Below are 16,899 nucleotides of genomic sequence, written 5' to 3' on the forward strand. Positions count from 1 at the left end.
CCCGCACTCCACCGGCCGGCGCGGCCGGGAGTGGAGAAAGGGGAATTTCGTGTTCCGTGCTATCGCAGACGTGCTGCGCCAGATCGGCGGTGCCATCGCCACCGTCGTGACCCTGCCCTTCCGGGCCCTGGCCCGGCTGTTCGGCGGAGCCTCGTCCTCCACCCGCAGGGCCTGATCCGGATTCCGACCTGCCGGGTGCCGCCCTGATCCCCATGTGCCGGTGCCACCTGCCACAATTGCCGCGCAACCTCAGCGGAGAAGGCGGTACGGGATCGTGACGACACCCGGGTCCAACGGGTCCATCAACGCAGTGTCCATCGAAGGCAGGATCGCCGAGGAGCTCGGCGTACGAGAGCGGCAGGTCAGGGCCGCCGTGGAACTGCTCGACGGCGGTTCCACGGTGCCCTTCATCGCCCGCTACCGCAAGGAAGCGACCGAGATGCTCGACGACGCGCAACTGCGCACCGTCGAGGAGCGACTGCGCTATCTGCGGGAGCTGGAGGACCGGCGGACGGCGATCCTGGAGTCGGTGCGCGAGCAGGGCAAGCTCACCGAGGAGCTTGAGGCGGGCATCCGGGGCGCCGAGACGAAGGCGCGCCTGGAGGACATCTACCTCCCGTACAAGCCCAAGCGGCGCACCAAGGCGCAGATCGCCCGCGAGGCGGGGCTCGAGCCGCTGGCGGAGGGGCTGCTCGGCGATCCGGGCGTGGACCCCCTCGCGGCGGCCGCCGCGTTCGTCGACGCCGACAAGGGCGTGGCGGACCCGCAGGCCGCGCTGGACGGCGCCCGGGCGATCCTCACCGAGCGGTTCTCGGAGGACGCCGACCTGATCGGCGAGCTGCGCGAGCGCATGTGGGTGCGCGGGCGGCTCGCCGCCAAGGTGCGGGACGGCAAGGAGGAGGCGGGTGCCAAGTTCGCCGACTACTTCGACTTCGCCGAGCCGTTCACCGAGCTGCCCTCGCACCGCGTTCTCGCGATGCTCCGCGGGGAGAAGGAGGAGGTCCTGGACCTCGTCCTGGAGCCCGAGGAGCAGACGGACGGCCCCTCCTCGTACGAGGGGATCGTCGCCCACAGGTTCGGGATCTCCGACCGGGGCCGCCCCGGGGACAAGTGGCTGAAGGACACGGTCCGCTGGGCGTGGCGCACCCGCATCCTGGTCCACCTCGGCATCGACCTGCGGCTGCGGCTGCGTACGGCCGCCGAGGACGAGGCGGTGCGGGTCTTCGCGGCGAATCTGCGCGACCTGCTGCTCGCCGCCCCGGCGGGCACGCGCGCGACGCTCGGCCTGGACCCGGGCTTCCGTACGGGCGTGAAGGTCGCCGTGGTCGACGCGACCGGCAAGGTCGTCGCCACGGACGTCATCCACCCCCATGTCCCGGCCAACCGGTGGGACGAGGCCATCGCCAAGCTGGCCCGTCTCGCCGAGGAGCACGCGGTCGAGCTGGTCGCCATCGGCAACGGCACGGCGTCCCGGGAGACCGACAAGCTCGCCGGGGAACTGATGACCAAACACCCCGAGCTGAACCTCACGAAGGTGATGGTGTCCGAGGCCGGCGCGTCCGTGTACTCGGCGTCCGCCTTCGCCTCGCAGGAGCTCCCCGACATGGACGTGTCGCTGCGCGGCGCCGTGTCGATCGCCCGCCGCCTCCAGGACCCGCTGGCCGAACTGGTGAAGATCGACCCGAAGTCGATCGGCGTCGGCCAGTACCAGCACGACCTGTCCGAGGTGAAGCTGTCGCGTTCGCTGGACGCGGTGGTGGAGGACTGTGTGAACGGCGTGGGCGTGGACGTCAACACGGCGTCGGCCCCGCTGCTCGCCCGGGTCTCCGGCATCACCTCCGGGCTCGCCGAGAACATCGTGGCGCACCGGGACCAGAACGGGCCGTTCAAGGCACGCGGCGAGCTGAAGAAGGTGGCGCGGCTCGGCCCGAAGGCGTACGAGCAGTGCGCGGGCTTCCTGCGGATCCGCGGCGGTGAGGACCCGCTGGACGCGTCGAGCGTGCACCCGGAGGCATACCCGGTGGTCCGGCGCATGGTGAAGACCGCGGGGCAGGAGGTCGCCTCGCTGGTCGGCAACACCGGCGTGCTGCGCTCGCTGAAGCCGCAGGACTTCGTGGACGAGAAGTTCGGTCTGCCCACCGTCACGGACATCCTGAAGGAGCTGGAGAAGCCCGGCCGCGACCCGCGCCCGGCCTTCAAGACGGCCGCCTTCAAGGAGGGCGTGGAGAAGATCTCCGACCTGTCGTCCGGGATGATCCTGGAGGGCGTCGTCACGAACGTCGCCGCGTTCGGGGCGTTCGTCGACGTCGGTGTTCACCAGGACGGCCTGGTGCACGTCTCCGCGATGTCGAAGACGTTCGTGAAGGACCCGCGGGACGTGGTGAAGCCCGGCGACATCGTCAAGGTGAAGGTGCTCGACGTCGACATCCCGCGCAAGCGGATCTCGCTGACGCTGCGTCTGGAGGACGAGGCGGCTGCTTCGCAGGGCCAGGGCGGGGGCTCCGGTGAGCGCCGGCAGCGGGGTGGGCGTCCGCCGCAGCAGCGGCAGGGTGGGCGTGGTGGGGGCCGTGGCGGTGGTGGCGGTTCGCGTCAGGCGCCGCCGCCTGCCAACAGCGCGATGGCCGATGCGCTGCGCCGCGCGGGGCTGGCGGATCCCAAGGGCGGTAAGCGCTGACTGTTCCGTCGGGGAGGCCGTGGGGAGCTGCGGGGCCGTTGTGGCTGGTCGCGCAGTTCCCCGCCTCCCTGGGAAAGAGGCGCTTCGCGCCCTTTCCGTTCTAGGGTTGCCGAATGCGTGCCATCACCTGGGAAGTGTCCGGGAGCCAGGGGTTCGAGACCGCCTGGGTCCAGCTCGGAGAAGGCGTGCTGCGGGCGCGTGGGCGGGCTGTCGGTACCGTTCCGGAGCCGTACTGGATCTCGTACGAGCTGGAGACCGCCGAAGGATTCGTGACCAGGCGGTTGACTGTCACGGCGGAGGCCGAGGCCGGGACCCGCGCGCTCGATCTGCTCCACGACGGTCAGGGCCGATGGACCGCGGACGGCGAGCCGTTGCCCGCCGTCGACGGAGCGCTCGACTGCGATCTCGGGCTGTGCCCGCTCACCAACACCATGCCGGTGCTCCGCCACGGGCTCCATCGGGCGCCCGGCGAGCGGGAGTTCCTGATGGCCTGGGTGTCGGTGCCGGACCTGACGGTGCGGCCGTCGCGGCAGACCTACACGCATCTCGGACCCGGACGGGCCCGGTACTCCTCCGGCGACTTCCGCAGCGACCTGGAGTTCGACGACGAGGGGTACGTCCTCGACTATCCGCGGCTGGCCACCCGTCTGACGACCCCTTAGCGTTCGGTCACCTTGCCGTCCGCAACCTCCAGGCGGCGGGTGACGTGCACGGCGTCCAGCATTCGGCGGTCGTGGGTGACCAGCAGCAGGGTCCCCTCGTAGGCGTCGAGGGCGGCTTCCAGTTGCTCGATGGCCGGCAGGTCGAGGTGGTTGGTCGGCTCGTCGAGGACCAGCAGGTTGACACCCCGGCCCTGGAGCAGCGCCAGCGCGGCCCGGGTGCGCTCGCCCGGGGAGAGGCTTGCCGCGGGGCGCAGGACGTGATCGGTCTTGAGCCCGAACTTGGCCAGGAGGGTGCGGATCTCGACCGGTTCGGTGTCCGGGACGGCCGTACGGAAGGCGTCGAGCAGCGCCTCCTCGCCGTGGAACAGCTTGCGGGCCTGGTCGACCTCGCCGAGCAGGACGCCCGAGCCCAGCGCCGCGTGCCCGGCGTCGAGCGGGACACGGCCGAGGAGGGCGCCGAGCAGCGTGGACTTGCCGGCGCCGTTCGCGCCCGTCACCGCCACCCGGTCCGCCCAGTCGATCTGTAGGGAGACGGGGCCGAGGACGAAGCCGCCGCGGCGCACCTCGGCGTCCCGCAGGGTCGCGACGACGGCGCCCGAGCGCGGGGCCGACGCGATCTCCATGCGCAGCTCCCACTCCTTGCGGGGCTCCTCGACGACGTCCAGGCGCTCGATCATCCGCTGGGTCTGGCGGGCCTTCGCCGCCTGCTTCTCGCTGGCCTCGCTGCGGAACTTGCGGCCGATCTTGTCGTTGTCGTTGCCCGCCTTGCGGCGCGCGTTCTTCACGCCCTTGTCCATCCAGGAGCGCTGCATCAGCGCGCGGTCCTGGAGGGCCGCCTTCTTGTCGGCGTACTCCTCGAACTCGTCGCGGGCGTGCCGGCGGGCGACCTCGCGCTCCTCCAGGTAGGCGTCGTAGCCGCCGCCGAAGAGGTTGATCTGCCGCTGGGCGAGGTCGAGTTCGAGGACCTTGGTGACGGTGCGGGTGAGGAACTCGCGGTCGTGGCTGACGACCACGGTGCCGGCGCGCAGTCCGCCGACGAAGCGTTCGAGGCGCTCCAGGCCGTCCAGGTCGAGGTCGTTGGTCGGCTCGTCGAGGAGGAAGACGTCGTAGCGGGACAGGAGCAGGGAGGCGAGTCCGGCGCGGGCCGCCTGGCCGCCGGACAAGGACGTCATCGGCTGGTCCAGGCCGACCGCGAGACCGAGGCTGTCCGCGACCTCCTCGGCGCGTTCGTCGAGGTCGGCGCCGCCCAGCCCGAGCCAGCGCTCCAGGCTGGTGGCGTAGGCGTCGTCCGCGCCGGGCGCTCCGTCGACCAGGGCCTGGGTCGCCTCGTCCATGGTCCGCTGGGCCTCGGCGACGCCGGTGCGGCGGGCGAGAAACGCCCGTACGGTCTCGCCGGGCCGACGGTCCGGTTCCTGCGGGAGGTGGCCGACGGTGGCGGTCGGCGGGGACAGGCGCAGTTCGCCCTGCTCGGGGGCGGCGAGGCCGGCGAACATCCTGAGCAGGGTGGACTTGCCCGCGCCGTTGGCCCCGACCAGGCCGATCACGTCGCCGGGCGCGACGACCAGGTCGAGCCCGGTGAACAGGGAGCGGTCGCCGTGGCCGGCGGCGAGGTTCTTGGCGACGAGGGTGGCAGTCATCAGGGCGTCGATCCTAGTCGCCGCCCGCTCACTGCCGTACGGCCGCCACCAGGACGCTTCCGGCGGTGCGCGCCACGACGAACGACCGGCCCCTGGCCGCCTTCGCGTCGAGGGGCAGGCGATGACGGCCCGCTTCGAGGACGCCGTCGAAGATCTCGTGGGTGTGGGTGCGGGAGAGCCGGTCGAGGCGGTACGCGGTCAGGGTGACCCGGCAGGCCGAGGTGACCTCGACGTCCGCGCCGCAGTCGGTCGCGGTCAGGCCGGTGAGGCGGCGCCGCTCGGCCGGGCTGCGGTCCAGTGCGTGTTCGATCTGGGCGACGAGGAGCGGCACGATCGGGGCGAGGCCGTCGACGCGGGCGGCCGGGACCCCGGCGCGCTGGAAGGCGCGGCGGACGGCGGCGCGTTCCTGCTCCCCGGCCGCATGACCGAGGACGACGGCGCCGTAGCCGCGGAGCTCGTCGGCGGGGACACCGTCGGCGTCCTGGGCGATGTCGGCGCCGACGCCGATGATGCGCAGGGCGGCGGCCAGCTTGGCGAGGACGGCGACGCGGGCGCCGATCAGCAGGACCCGCCGCCGGGAATCGGACGCGGCGCCGTCCAGCAGGGCGCTCAGCGCCGTCCGGTACTCGCCGCCGCGGAAGCGGAACGGCCCGATGCCGTGGTAGCCGTTGAGCTCCAGATCGGCGTGTTCGTCGGTCTGCCAGGCGAAGTCCCGCCAGACGAAGTCCTCGCCGTCGCCGCGGATCACCGCGGTGACGGCGCCGCAGGCCAGGTCCTCGCACTCGGGGCAGCCGTAGACGACGTAGCGGCCGCCGGGCAGCGGGGCCGGGCTTTCCAGGAGCAGGCTGCGGACCTGCGCGGTGAAGATCGCGGGCGGGACGTCGGAGGCGAGCGGGGAGACCGCGTCGAGGTCGGAGAGCTGGAACAACAGGGGGCGTCCGTCGACGATGAAGTCCACGAAGTCCCGGTGGACCTGGTAACCACCGTCGTTGCGTACTCCCCCGGCCCGCATCGCGGGCGCCAGGCCGAAGGTCGCGTACTCGGCACACATACGGTGAGTATCCCCACACTGCGCGTGATGTGAGCACGGCATGACGGATTCCGCTACGGTCCGGGGCATGACGCGTGAACCGAGTGGCGAGATCGTGGTGGTGGGCGGCGGGGTCATCGGGCTGACGACCGCCCTGGTTCTCGCGGAGCGGGGCCGGCGGGTGCGGGTGTGGACGCGGGACGCCGTCGAGGCGACCACCTCCGCCGTCGCGGGTGCGCTGTGGTGGCCGTACCGGATCGAGCCGGTCGCGGCGGCACGCGTGTGGGCGCTGCGGTCGCTGGAGGTGTACGAGGAGCTGGCGGCAGGGGCCGAACCGGCCGGCGTACGGATGGTCGAGGGGGTGCAGGGCGAGGTCCGCGTCGACGAGGCCGACGCGTGGCTGGCGGGCCGGGTGCCGGGGCTGCGGGCGGCCACGGCCGGCGAATACGCGGGGACGGGCTTGTGGGCACGGCTGCCGCTCATCGACATGCCGGCCCATCTTCCGTGGCTTCGGGAGCGGTTCGTCGCGGCGGGCGGCGTGGTCGAGACGCGTACGGTGTCGGCCCTCGCGGAGGCGGACGCGCCCGTCGTGGTCAACTGCACGGGGCTCGCCGCCCGGGAGCTCGTGCCGGACCCCTCCGTGCGGCCCGTGCGCGGGCAGTTGGTCGTCGTGGAGAACCCCGGGATCGACACCTGGCTGGTCTCCACCGACGCGGCCGGGGAGCACGCGTACCTCTTCCCGCAGCCGGGCGGGCTCGTCCTCGGCGGTACCTCCGAGGAGGACGCGTGGTCGCTGGAGCCGGACCCCGCCACGGCCGAGGCGATCGTCCGCCGCTGTTCGGCCCTCAAGCCGGAGATCGCCGGCGCCCGCGTGCTGCGGCACCGGGTGGGGCTGCGACCCACCCGGCCGGCGGTCCGGCTGGAGCGTGACACCCTGCCGGACGGGCGGCTGCTGGTGCACAACTACGGCCACGGCGGTGCGGGCATCACCGTGGCCTGGGGCTGTGCGGAGGAAGCGGCCCGGCTGGTCGCCGGCTGAGACGCGCGGCACCCCGTACGGCGTGTTCGGGCCTGACGGGTGAGGGGCCCACGAGCCGGCCGTATGGCTCGTGCGCCGTCCGGACGGCAGCGGGCGGCCCGGGTTCTCGCAACCCGGGCCGCCCCTGCCGTGCGGATCAGTGCTTGCCGATCGGGTCTCCCTCCACGTCCGGGCCGCGGCCCGGGCCGACGCGGAACTCGAACTCTCCGTCGTACTTCTTGTGGCCTTCCATGACGGCCATTTCGACGGCCTCGGAGCCCATCTGCTCGCGCACGATCACCGGGTCACGGCGCAGGTCGCGCATGAGGGCGACGCACATGAAGATCATCACGATGACGAACGGCGCCGCCGCGAGGATGGTGAGATTCTGCAGACCGGTCAGCGCGTCGCCCTGACCGCTGCCGACCAGGAGCATGATCGCGGCCACCGCGCCGGTGACCACGCCCCAGAACACGACCACGAAGCGGCCGGGTTCGAGCGCGCCCTTCTGCGACAGGGTGCCCATGACGATGGAGGCCGCGTCGGCGCCCGAGACGAAGAAGATGCCGACGAGGATCATCACCAGCAGGCTCGTGACGGTGGCGATGGGGAACTGCTGGAGCACGCCGAAGAGCTGGCCCTCCGGGGTGGCCTCCTTGCTGAGCTGCCCCTCCTCCTGCATCTTCATCGCCGAGCCGCCGAAGATCGCGAACCAGATCAGGCTGACGGTGCTGGGCACGAGGATGACACCGCCGACGAACTGGCGGATCGTGCGGCCCCGGCTGATGCGGGCGATGAACATGCCGACGAACGGCGTCCAGGAGATCCACCACGCCCAGTAGAAGACGGTCCAGCTGCCCAGCCAGTCGGCCACGCCCTTGCCACCGCTGGCCTCGGTCCGGCCGGCCAGCTGGGGCAGGTCGCCGAGGTAGGCGAAGACGGAGGTGGGCAGCAGGTCCAGGACGATGATGGTCGGGCCCGCCACGAACACGAACAGGGCGAGGATCAGCGCCAGCACCATGTTGGTGTTGGACAGCCACTGGATGCCCTTCTCCACACCGGAGATCGCGGACGCGACGAAGGCCAGGGTCAGCACCGCGATGATCGTGACGAGCAGCCCGGTGCTCACCTTGTCCATCCACTTCAGCTCCTGCACACCGGAGCCGATCTGGAGCGCGCCCAGGCCCAGGGAGGCGGCGGAGCCGAAGACGGTCGCGATGATCGCGAGGACGTCGATGGCCCGGCCGATGCCGCCGTTGGCGTTCTTCTTGCCGATGAGCGGGGTGAACACCGCGCTGATGGTCTGCCGGCGGCGCCTGCGGAAGGTGCTGTAGGCGATGGCGAGACCCACCACGGCGTAGATCGCCCAGGGATGGAGTGTCCAGTGGAACAGGGTGGTGGCCATGGCCGTCTCCATGCGATCGCCGGAGTCGGCCGGGTTGCTGCCCGGCGGGGGCGTGCCGTAGTGCGACAGCGGCTCGCTCACGCCGTAGAACATCAGGCCGATGCCCATGCCGGCGCTGAACATCATGGCGACCCAGGACACCGTGCGGAACTCGGGCTCCTCGCCCTCCGCGCCGAGGTGGATACGGCCGTAGCGGCTGATCGCGAGCCAGAGGGCGAAGACGACGAAGCCGGAGGCGGCGAGCATGAACGCCCAGCCGCCGTTGTGCATCAGCCCGCCGAGCATGCTGGTGGAGACGCTCTCGAGCGAGTCGGTCGCCGTCGCCCCCCAGACCACGAAGGCGAGGGTGAGGGCCGCCGTGACGCCGAAGACGATGCGGTCGGTCTGCGGCCGGTCCTGACCGGGCAGGCCCGCTTCCGACCCCGGCAGCGCGGCTCCCTCCGGGGAGTCCTTGTCGCTTGGTCGTTCTTGCGTCACAGGCGGAACCTTTCATCGGGACAGCGAGGGAGGATGTAGGCCCTCCGTAAACGCTGCTACCACGTGTGGCGGAATTTCACCCCTCTCAACATGCGGTTTCGTATGAAGCTCCTGTCAGGTGGTACTCGGCCCGGTCGTCGAGCAGCAGCGGCACGAGAGCCCGCAGGGGCTGGCGCAGCGGGACGAGCACACCCTCGCGGTCCTTGCGCACCTGCACGCCGTGCAGGGCGAGCTCGTCACCCACCTCGGCGTACTGGGCGGCGGTGAGCCGGTAGCCGCAGGGCGGGTTCGGGATGATTTCTGCCGGTTCGGGCGGATCGTTGTCGGCACCGCCGAGGTAGACGGGGCCCGTGTCGGCGTAGCCCGCGAGCCGGGCCGCCGCCGTGGCCGCCCCGATGCGCGCCCGACGCTGGTCGGTGTAGCCGAACATGCCCTTGAGCGCGTCCAGTTGGGAGGTGACCCGGCGCCGGTTGTTGAGCGCCCCGTCCGCCTTCTCCGCCTCGGTGAGCGGGTCGACGCGGCTTTCGATGAGCAGTCCGACGGAGTGCTTCACACCGGACATGTTGCGCAGAATGCGCTCCTGTCCGTCGCCGGCGACCTGTTTGACCGGCTCACCGGTCTCCGGGTCGGTCCAGATGCCGTAGGTGCCCGTCGAGTGCCCGGCGCGCTGTGCCGCGGGGCGGACGTACGCCTCGGAGAGGGTCCGCGCCTCGTCGTGGACGGCCTCGTGGGTGTTGAGGTTGCGCGGCCACAGGTCGAAGAGGTCCTTGTCGTAGAACCGGGGTGTGGCGCCGTACTCGTGCAGGTCGTAGACGATGTCGGGGCGCTGGTCGCGGATGAGGGCGGCCAGGGCACGGCCCTCGGCGGTCTTCAGGGCGAGGTGGTCGCGGTTGATGTCGACGCCGTCGCCGTTGCCGCGTGTGTTCGCGGCCCGGCCGTCCGGGTTGGCGGTGGGTACGACCAGGACCGTGGTGCGGTCCAGGAAGCGACGGGTCCTGCTGTCGCGGGCGTACGCGAGGTCGCGGACGGTGGTCAGGCAGGCCTCGCGGCCGGAGGGTTCGTCGCCGTGCTGGCTGCAGACGAGCAGGACCTTGTTCGTGGTCGGGCGGTTGCCGATCCGCACCAGTTGGAGCGGGCGGTCCTGCTTCGTGGTGCCGAAGCGGGTCACGGAGACGCGGCCGCCCGACCGGTCGACGGTCCGGAGAAAGTCCTGCTCCTCGGGCTGGGTGGTCCAGCGGGCGCCGTCCGACTGCTCGAAGCCGGTGCGCGGCGGGGAGCCGGTGGCCGCCTGGGCCGGTGCGGCGACCAGGGAGGCCGCGAGGGCCGCGGTGGTCACCATCAGGGCGCCTGCACGGGTCACTGGCTCGCCTCCGGGACACGGTGTGTGGTGCGCGGCTTGCGAACGCCGTCCAGGTACGTGGCGTCGGGGACGGCGGTTGCGGCGCCCGTGGTGGCACGGGCGAAGGCGGCTGCTCCGCCCGCGAACGGGACGCGCGCCGAGGTGCGGGACAGGTCGAGCGTGAGCTTCGGCTTGTCGGCGGGAGGGTCGATGAGGCCCTGGTCGGTGCCGCCGACGATCAGCGCGAGGCGGTGGCCCTTCGGGACGACGTGGTCGGTCGCCGCGAGGTCGAGGGTGATCGTGTACCGCTTGCCCGGGGTGAGCGGGGAGCCCCTGTGGTCCGAGGCGTGGTTGCCGAGGTCGGCCCAGCCGCGGCTGACGACCGTGAAGCCGACGTCGGCGGTCTTCGCCTTCGTCTCCTTGAAGCAGGAGCTGTCGCCGGCGGTGCTCGCGCCCCAGCAGGTCCGGTCCGTGAGGGTGGTGATGCCTTCGCCGGCGTCCGCGTAGTCGCGGATACGGGCGGGGCCGACGTCCACGAGGACGGCGGAGAGGTGGGCCGTCGAAGTGGAGGCCGTGGCGGTGACGGTGACCCGGGAGGAGCCGGCCAGGCGCAGGTCACGGGTGAGCGGGCCGGTGCTGAACCCGGCCTTGTCCGGTGCCGGCTCGTCCAGCTGGGCGGCCCAGTCGGTCTCGCCCCGCTTCGGGTCGTCGGTAAAGGTCTCGGTGCCGTGGCCGCGGTGCAGGCCGAGGGTGCCGACGCCGGCCTGGGAGCCGCGGTCGGGACGCAGGGTGGCGGCCCGGGTGCCGCTCGGCGGCCAGGTCCTGGAGGTGTCCCACCGGTCGGGTGCGCGTTCGATGTCGGCCATGGGCTCGCGGTCGATGCCGTTGTCGTAGCCCATGAGTTCGTGGTCGAACCAGCGGTGCAGGGTGTCGACCCAGGCGCCGCGGCGGAAGTCGAAGGGGTCGACGTGACCGGTCTGGGAGAGCCAGATCTTGCGCTCGACGCCGTTCTTCGCGAGGGCGTTCCACCACTGGCCGACGTGCTTCATGCGGACGTTGAGGTCCTGCATGCCGTGCACCAGGAAGACGCTGGCCTCGACCTTGCGCGCGGCCTTCACGTAGTCGCGCTGGGTCCACAGCGGAGTCCAGTCGCCCGTGCGTGGGGCGCCGTCGGCGAGCTGTTGCTGGACGGCCGCGCACTTGGCGCGGGCGTCGGGACTGTCGACGTAGTCCGACAGCCACTCGGGGCCGGAGTCGTAGAGCGGGGCGCCCTGCTGGAAGTAGTAGTCGTACCAGGAGGAGATGGCGCTGATCGGGACGATGGTCTTCAGGCCCTTGACGCCGGTGGCGGCGACGCCGTTGGCGATGGTGCCGTCCCAGCTCTTGCCGATCATGCCGGTGCGGCCGTTGGTCCAGCCGGCCTGGGCGCGGGCGGTGCCGGTGCGGCTGGTGTAGGCCTTGGCGCGGCCGTTCAGCCAGTCGACGACGGCCTTCGCTGACTGGATGTCGGAGCGGCCGCCCACGTCGACGCAGCCGTCGGAGCGATTGGTTCCGGCCAGGTCCACGCCGACGAAGGCGTAGCCGCGCGGGACGAAGTAGTTGTCGTAGTAGAGCGGCATCCGGTCGACACGGCCCTGCGCGTCGTAGGTCTTCTTCTGGCTCTCGTTGCCGCGCCCGCAGCAGGAGTAGTAAGGGCTGGCGTCCATGATGACGGGGACCTTGCGGCCCTGCCGGGCGGTCTCGCGGGGGCGGACGATGTCGACGGCGACCCGGTCGGTCCTCCCGTCGCGGTCGCCGTCGAGCCCGGTGTCCACCCAGACGGCCTCGCGGATGGCGTTCTCGTAGGAGAAGACGGGTTCGCTCCCGCGCGGGGCGGCCGGTGCGGCCTGTGCGGCGGCCGGGGTGATCAGGGTGGCCAAGAGGGCGGCCGTGGCCGCCGTCGCGAGCGGTCTCCAGGTCGTGAAGCGCGTGCGTTTCGGCATGCGCCGGACGGTACATCGGTGAACTCCCGTGCAGAAGAGGGCAGCTGACGGACCGGCGTGTCCCCGGGGGCCTTCGGGGCGGGTGTCTCATGTCGGCCGAATGGCGATCGTGTGACAGCAGGGGCCATGGACATGATCAGGGGCACGGGGAGTCAATAGGCTCCGGACAGACCCCGGAAGACCTCGGGAACCTACGACTTGGAGCCTTGCGTGCACCGCAGAATCATCGCGCCGGGAGCGCTGGCGGCGACCGTTCTCCTGCTGGCGATCCCGGCATCGGCCGCCTCCCACTCCCCCGGCGCGCCGGGTATCGGCGACCCCTACTACCCGGCCTACGGCAACGGCGGATACGACGTCTCCCACTACGACCTCCGGCTGAAGTACCAGCCGGCCACGGACGAGCTGGAGGGCACGGCCACCCTCGTGGCCCGCACCACCCAGGACCTGTCGAGCTTCGACCTGGACTTCCTGCTGGACGTCGCCGAGGTACGGGTCAACGGGGCGAAGGCCTCGTTCCGGACCTCGGGCGAGCACGAGCTGGAGATCACGCCGAAGAGCCCGCTGGCCAAGGGCGCGCCCGTCACCGTCGTCGTCCGCTACAGCGGGGTGCCGTCGTCGAAGCAGGCCTACGGCTTCACCAGCTGGCACCGCACCCCGGACGGGGGCGTCGCGGCGAACGAGCCGGAGGCGGCGGCCTGGTGGTTCCCGGGCAACGACCACCCGCTGGACAAGGCGACCTACGACGTTTCCGTGCTGGTCCCGGACGGCACCCAGGCCATCTCCAACGGCACGCTCCAGTCGACGAGTTCGAAACTCGGCTGGACCCGTTGGAACTGGCGGTCCGACAAGCCGCAGGCCACGTACCTCGCCACGCTCGCGGTCGGGAGGTTCGACATCACGACCGGCACGACCGAGGGCGGCATCCCGGTCCTCAACGCCTACAGCAAGGATCTCGGAGCGAACGCCGGGGCCGCACGGGCGAGCATCGAACGGACCGGGGAGATCGCGGACTGGCTGGCCGGGTACTTCGGGCCGTATCCCTACAACGCGCTCGGCGGGTACGTGCCGAACACGGACACCGGGTACGCCCTGGAGACCCAGACCCGGCCGTTCTACAGCCCGCGGCAGTTCGCGAACGGGTCGAACGTGTCGGTCGTCGTCCATGAGCTGGCCCACCAGTGGTACGGCGACGACGTGTCGCTGAAGGGCTGGAAGGACATCTGGATCAACGAGGGGTTCGCGCGGTACGCGCAGTGGCTGTGGTCCGAGCACGAGGGCGAGGGCACGGCGCAGGAACTCGCCGACTACGTGTACGCCTCGCATCCCGCCGACGACCCGTTCTGGACGGTGAAGCCCGGGGATCCCGGCCCGGAGAACCAGTTCGACATCGCGGTCTACGACCGTGGCGCACTGGCCGTCCAGGCGCTGCGCAACCGGATCGGCGACGAGGCGTTCTTCACGATCCTCAAGGGCTGGCCGTCGAAGTACGCCCACGGCAACGCGTCGGTGGCGGACTTCCGGCGGTACGCGGAGGAGGTGTCGGGCAAGCCGCTGGCCGCGCTGTTCGACACGTGGCTGTTCCAGCCGTCGAAGCCGGGGGCACCGGCGGCTCGGGCCGCCGCGGTGGCCAAGGCCGCGGAGGGCGTCTCGCGGCCCAGGTCGTGGAAGCGGATCGCGGCGACGAACGGGGTGCACGGGCACTGACGTCGTCGTAGCGCAGGGGGTATCCGGCGCGATCCGGTCGCAGGCGGCTCGCCGTGCTGGGCGTCGGCGCGCAGGTGTCCGGCGCGGTCCGGCCGGGGCCCCGGCCGCGCAGGCGTGTCCGACGCGGTCCGGGCGGGGGTCTCGGCCGCGCCGGGGCTGGGACCGGCCGCAGACGGGCTCGCCGTGCCGGGGCGACGGCGCGCAGGGGTATCCGGCGCGGTCCGGTCGCAGACGGCTCGCCGTGCCGGGACGTCGGCGCGCAGGGTATCCGGCGCGGTCCGGCCAGGGCCCCGGCCGCGCAGGCGTGTCCGACGCGGTCCGGGCGGGGGTCTCGGCCGCGCCGGGGCTGGGACCGGCCGCAGGCGGCTCGCCGTGCCGGGGTGGCGGCGCCCCGCCGTCGGGAGGAACCCGGGCTGCCGGACGGGGGCCGGCCGTCTACGGTGAGTTCATGCGCCGTGACGAGTAAGGCCGCGGCGGCCGACGAGGGAGCCGGCGTTGCGGAAACTGGCGATCATCGAGGCCCCGTCCGTGCTCGGGCTGCGCCCCACCGGTGTGGAGGATCTGCCGTCGGCGCTCCTCGGGGCGGGGCTGGCCGAGGGGCTCGGGGCGGTGCACGCGGGGCGGATCGAGCCGCCCCCGTACGACTCGGAGCGGGACCCGGGAACGGGGGCCCTGAACCCGGGCGGTATCGCCGCCTACTCCGTCGCGCTTGCCGGCGCCGTGGGCGACGTCCTCGACGACGGCCGGTTTCCGGTCGTGCTCGGCGGCGACTGCAGCGTGCTGCTCGGCCCCCTGCTCGCGCTGCGCCGCCGCGACCGGCACGGTCTGCTCTTCCTGGACGGCCACACCGACTTCTACCAGCCCTCGGCCGAGCCGGCCGGCGAGGTGGCCTCCATGGAACTCGCCCTGGCCACCGGGCGCGGCCCGCGCGTGCTGGCCGACCTGGAGGGCCGGGGCCCGCTCGTGCGGGACGAGGACGTCGTCGCGCTGGGGTTCCGGGACGCGGAGGAGTCCGCGGGACACGGGATGCAGCCGCTGCCGCCCGCGCTGCACGCGATGGAACTGGACACCGTGCGTGCGCTGGGGGCAGCCGAGGCGGCCCGCCGCGCGGTCGGGCTGCTGAGCGGCGGCGCGGACGCCGGGTACTGGGTCCATCTCGACGTCGACGTGCTGGACGACGCGCTCATGCCCGCCGTCGATTACCGGCAGCCGGACGGCCTGACCTGGCAGGAGCTGGAGACCGTCCTGCGCACGGCCCTGTCCGGCGGCGGCGCCGTCGGCCTCACCGTCACGATCTTCAACCCCCGCCTGGACCCCGACGGCACCCTCGCACAGCGCCTCACCGACTGCCTGACAGGGGCCTTCGACAGCCAGGGCTGACCGGCGGCTGCCAGAGGCCCCGTCCCGCTACTTCGTCAGCTGCGACAGCTCCTGGTCCGCCGTCTGCGAGACCCGGCGGCGGACGCCGTACCAGCCGGCGACCAGCATGGCCGCGATCACCGGGACGAGCAGGAGCGTCTTGCGGCCGACCTCGGGGTCGTTCCACATCATGCCGAGGCAGGCCAGCAGGAAGACGATCGTGGCGATCTCCGTGACCGGGGTGCCCTTGAGGCGGAACGAGGGGCGGCTGATCAGGCCCGCCTTGGCGCGGCGGACGAAGACCAGGTGACAGATCATGATGATCACCCAGGTGCTGATGATGCCGAGGGAGGCCACGTTGAGCACGATCTCGAAGGCCTGGGCCGGCACCAGGTAGTTCAGGCCGACGCCGAGCACACACACCGCGCAGGTGAGCAGGATGCCGCCGTAGGGCACCTGGCTGCGGTTCATGCGGGCGGTGAACTTCGGCGCGGAGCCGGCCATCGCCATGGAGCGCAGGATGCGGCCCGTGGAGTACAGGCCGGAGTTGAGGGAGGACATGGCGGCCGTGAGGACCACCAGGTTCATCACGTCGCCGGCGGCCGGGATGCCGATCTTCGACAGCACCGTGACGAAGGGGCTCTGGTCGGCCGAATAGACCGAACCCGGCAGGAGCAGGGCCAGCAGGACGACCGAGCCGACGTAGAAGAGGCCCACGCGCCACATGATCGAGTTCACCGCACGGGGGACGATCTTCTCCGGCTCGGCGGTCTCGCCCGCGGCGACACCGACCAGCTCCAGCGCGGCGTACGCGAAGATCACGCCCTGCATGACCAGGACGACCGGCATCATGCCGTGCGGGAAGACGCCGCCGTTGTCGGTGATGACGCTCAGGCCCGGCGTCCCACCGCCGACCTTCTGCTGCGTGGCGAGCAGGAAGATGCCGATGAGCATGAAGCCGACGAGCGTCGCGACCTTGATGATCGAGAACCAGAACTCCATCTCGCCGAAGATCTTCACCGAGATCAGGTTCACCACCAGGACCACCGCGAGGGCGACCAGCGCGAGCACCCACTGCGGGATGTCGGTGAACAGGCTCCAGTAGTGCGTGTAGAGCGCGATCGCCGTGATGTCGGCGATGCCGGTGGTCGACCAGTTCAGGAAGTACATCCAGCCGGCGACGTACGCGCCCTTCTCACCGAGGAACTCGCGCGCGTACGACACGAAGGAGCCCGAGGAAGGGCGGTAGAGCACGAGCTCACCGAGGGCCTTGACCACGAAGAAGGCGAAGATGCCGCAGACCAGGTACGCGATCGCCAGGGCCGGGCCGGCGTTGTGGAGGCGGCCGCCCGCACCGAGGAAGAGTCCGGTGCCGATCGCGCCTCCGATGGCGATCATGTTGACGTGGCGGGGCTTGAGGTCCTTGCTGTAGCCGGCGTCGCCCGCGTCCGCGGGCACCTGGGCCGCGTCACTGCGGGATGCGGCTGCTGCCGTGTTCACGGCGTCCTTGCTCACGGTGGATCCACTCTCTGGTGCTCCCGAGCGGGTCGCGCTCGGCTTTCCGGACGTACATAAGGTCCGCGCCCTCGGTAAAGGCACAGACCAAGGGGCC

12 protein-coding genes are annotated in these 16,899 nt (G+C 71.8%); 6 read left to right on the forward strand and 6 right to left on the reverse strand.

Annotated elements, in window-relative coordinates:
- Positions 1-49: 49 nt before the first annotated feature.
- From ABTX60_RS09960 to ABTX60_RS09970, 3 genes are all read left to right on the forward strand, one after another.
- On the forward strand, positions 50-175 hold the full coding sequence (locus ABTX60_RS09960) for an LPFR motif small protein (RefSeq protein ID WP_267889763.1): 126 nt from the start codon (positions 50-52) through the stop codon (positions 173-175).
- A gap of 99 nt (positions 176-274) precedes the next feature.
- The gene (locus ABTX60_RS09965) at positions 275-2,674 is read left to right on the forward strand and encodes a Tex family protein (protein ID WP_352096594.1); all 2,400 of its coding nucleotides are present in this window, start codon (positions 275-277) and stop codon (positions 2,672-2,674) included.
- A 113-nt stretch (positions 2,675-2,787) separates the two neighbouring features.
- Positions 2,788-3,336 carry a putative glycolipid-binding domain-containing protein gene (locus ABTX60_RS09970; RefSeq protein ID WP_352096595.1) on the forward strand — a complete coding sequence of 183 codons (549 nt, stop codon included), beginning with the start codon at positions 2,788-2,790 and terminating at the stop codon, positions 3,334-3,336.
- On the opposite strand, the gene ABTX60_RS09975 is transcribed toward ABTX60_RS09970, so the two are convergent.
- Both ABTX60_RS09975 and ABTX60_RS09980 read right to left on the reverse strand, forming a co-directional pair.
- A complete protein-coding gene (locus ABTX60_RS09975) occupies positions 3,333-4,973 on the reverse strand; it encodes an ABC-F family ATP-binding cassette domain-containing protein (RefSeq protein ID WP_352096596.1) in 1,641 nt (546 codons plus the stop codon). The two genes, ABTX60_RS09970 and ABTX60_RS09975, sit on opposite strands and share 4 nt — an antisense overlap.
- Positions 4,974-5,001: 28 nt before the next feature.
- Complete coding sequence (locus ABTX60_RS09980) at positions 5,002-6,024, reverse strand: oxidoreductase (RefSeq protein WP_352096597.1); 1,023 nt, start codon at positions 6,022-6,024, stop codon at positions 5,002-5,004.
- 67 nt (positions 6,025-6,091) lie between these two features.
- On the opposite strand from ABTX60_RS09980, the gene ABTX60_RS09985 reads away from it, so the two are divergent.
- Positions 6,092-7,042, forward strand: a complete 951-nt coding sequence (locus ABTX60_RS09985) for an NAD(P)/FAD-dependent oxidoreductase (RefSeq protein WP_352096598.1) — start codon at positions 6,092-6,094, stop codon at positions 7,040-7,042.
- A gap of 136 nt (positions 7,043-7,178) precedes the next feature.
- On the opposite strand, the gene ABTX60_RS09990 is transcribed toward ABTX60_RS09985, so the two are convergent.
- The 3 genes from ABTX60_RS09990 to ABTX60_RS10000 form a co-directional block, all read right to left on the reverse strand.
- Positions 7,179-8,903 (reverse strand): BCCT family transporter, encoded by a 1,725-nt coding sequence (locus ABTX60_RS09990; protein ID WP_352096599.1) that lies wholly within the window; start codon positions 8,901-8,903, stop codon positions 7,179-7,181.
- A gap of 85 nt (positions 8,904-8,988) precedes the next feature.
- Positions 8,989-10,263 (reverse strand): M14 family metallopeptidase, encoded by a 1,275-nt coding sequence (locus tag ABTX60_RS09995; protein WP_502992300.1) that lies wholly within the window; start codon positions 10,261-10,263, stop codon positions 8,989-8,991.
- A complete protein-coding gene (locus ABTX60_RS10000) occupies positions 10,260-12,224 on the reverse strand; it encodes a Xaa-Pro dipeptidyl-peptidase (RefSeq protein WP_352096600.1) in 1,965 nt (654 codons plus the stop codon). The genes ABTX60_RS09995 and ABTX60_RS10000 overlap by 4 nt, the downstream gene beginning before the upstream one ends.
- 210 nt (positions 12,225-12,434) lie before the next feature.
- Here ABTX60_RS10000 and ABTX60_RS10005 point away from each other — a divergent pair, with 210 nt between their 5' ends.
- Complete coding sequence (locus tag ABTX60_RS10005) at positions 12,435-13,928, forward strand: M1 family metallopeptidase (protein WP_352096601.1); 1,494 nt, start codon at positions 12,435-12,437, stop codon at positions 13,926-13,928.
- 495 nt (positions 13,929-14,423) lie between these two features.
- Complete coding sequence (locus ABTX60_RS10010) at positions 14,424-15,308, forward strand: arginase family protein (RefSeq protein WP_352096602.1); 885 nt, start codon at positions 14,424-14,426, stop codon at positions 15,306-15,308.
- Between the two features lie 27 nt (positions 15,309-15,335).
- Here the strand turns inward: ABTX60_RS10010 and ABTX60_RS10015 are convergent, their stop codons facing one another.
- Positions 15,336-16,802, reverse strand: coding sequence for an amino acid permease (locus ABTX60_RS10015; protein ID WP_352096603.1), 1,467 nt, complete (start codon positions 16,800-16,802; stop codon positions 15,336-15,338).
- Positions 16,803-16,899 lie beyond the last annotated feature (97 nt).

It is taken from the genome of Streptomyces sp. NPDC126510 (assembly GCF_040302345.1).
Lineage (GTDB): Bacteria > Actinomycetota > Actinomycetes > Streptomycetales > Streptomycetaceae > Streptomyces.

What these genes read in the sequence shown, in the direction of transcription:
- ABTX60_RS09970 (WP_352096595.1), top strand. Translation starts at nt 2,788, where the DNA reads ATGCGTGCCATCACCTGGGAAGTGTCCGGGAGCCAGGGGTTCGAGACC.
- ABTX60_RS09975 (WP_352096596.1), bottom strand. Translation starts at nt 4,973, where the DNA reads ATGACTGCCACCCTCGTCGCCAAGAACCTCGCCGCCGGCCACGGCGAC.
- ABTX60_RS09980 (WP_352096597.1), bottom strand. Translation starts at nt 6,024, where the DNA reads ATGTGTGCCGAGTACGCGACCTTCGGCCTGGCGCCCGCGATGCGGGCC.
- ABTX60_RS09985 (WP_352096598.1), top strand. Translation starts at nt 6,092, where the DNA reads ATGACGCGTGAACCGAGTGGCGAGATCGTGGTGGTGGGCGGCGGGGTC.
- ABTX60_RS10000 (WP_352096600.1), bottom strand. Translation starts at nt 12,224, where the DNA reads ATGCCGAAACGCACGCGCTTCACGACCTGGAGACCGCTCGCGACGGCG.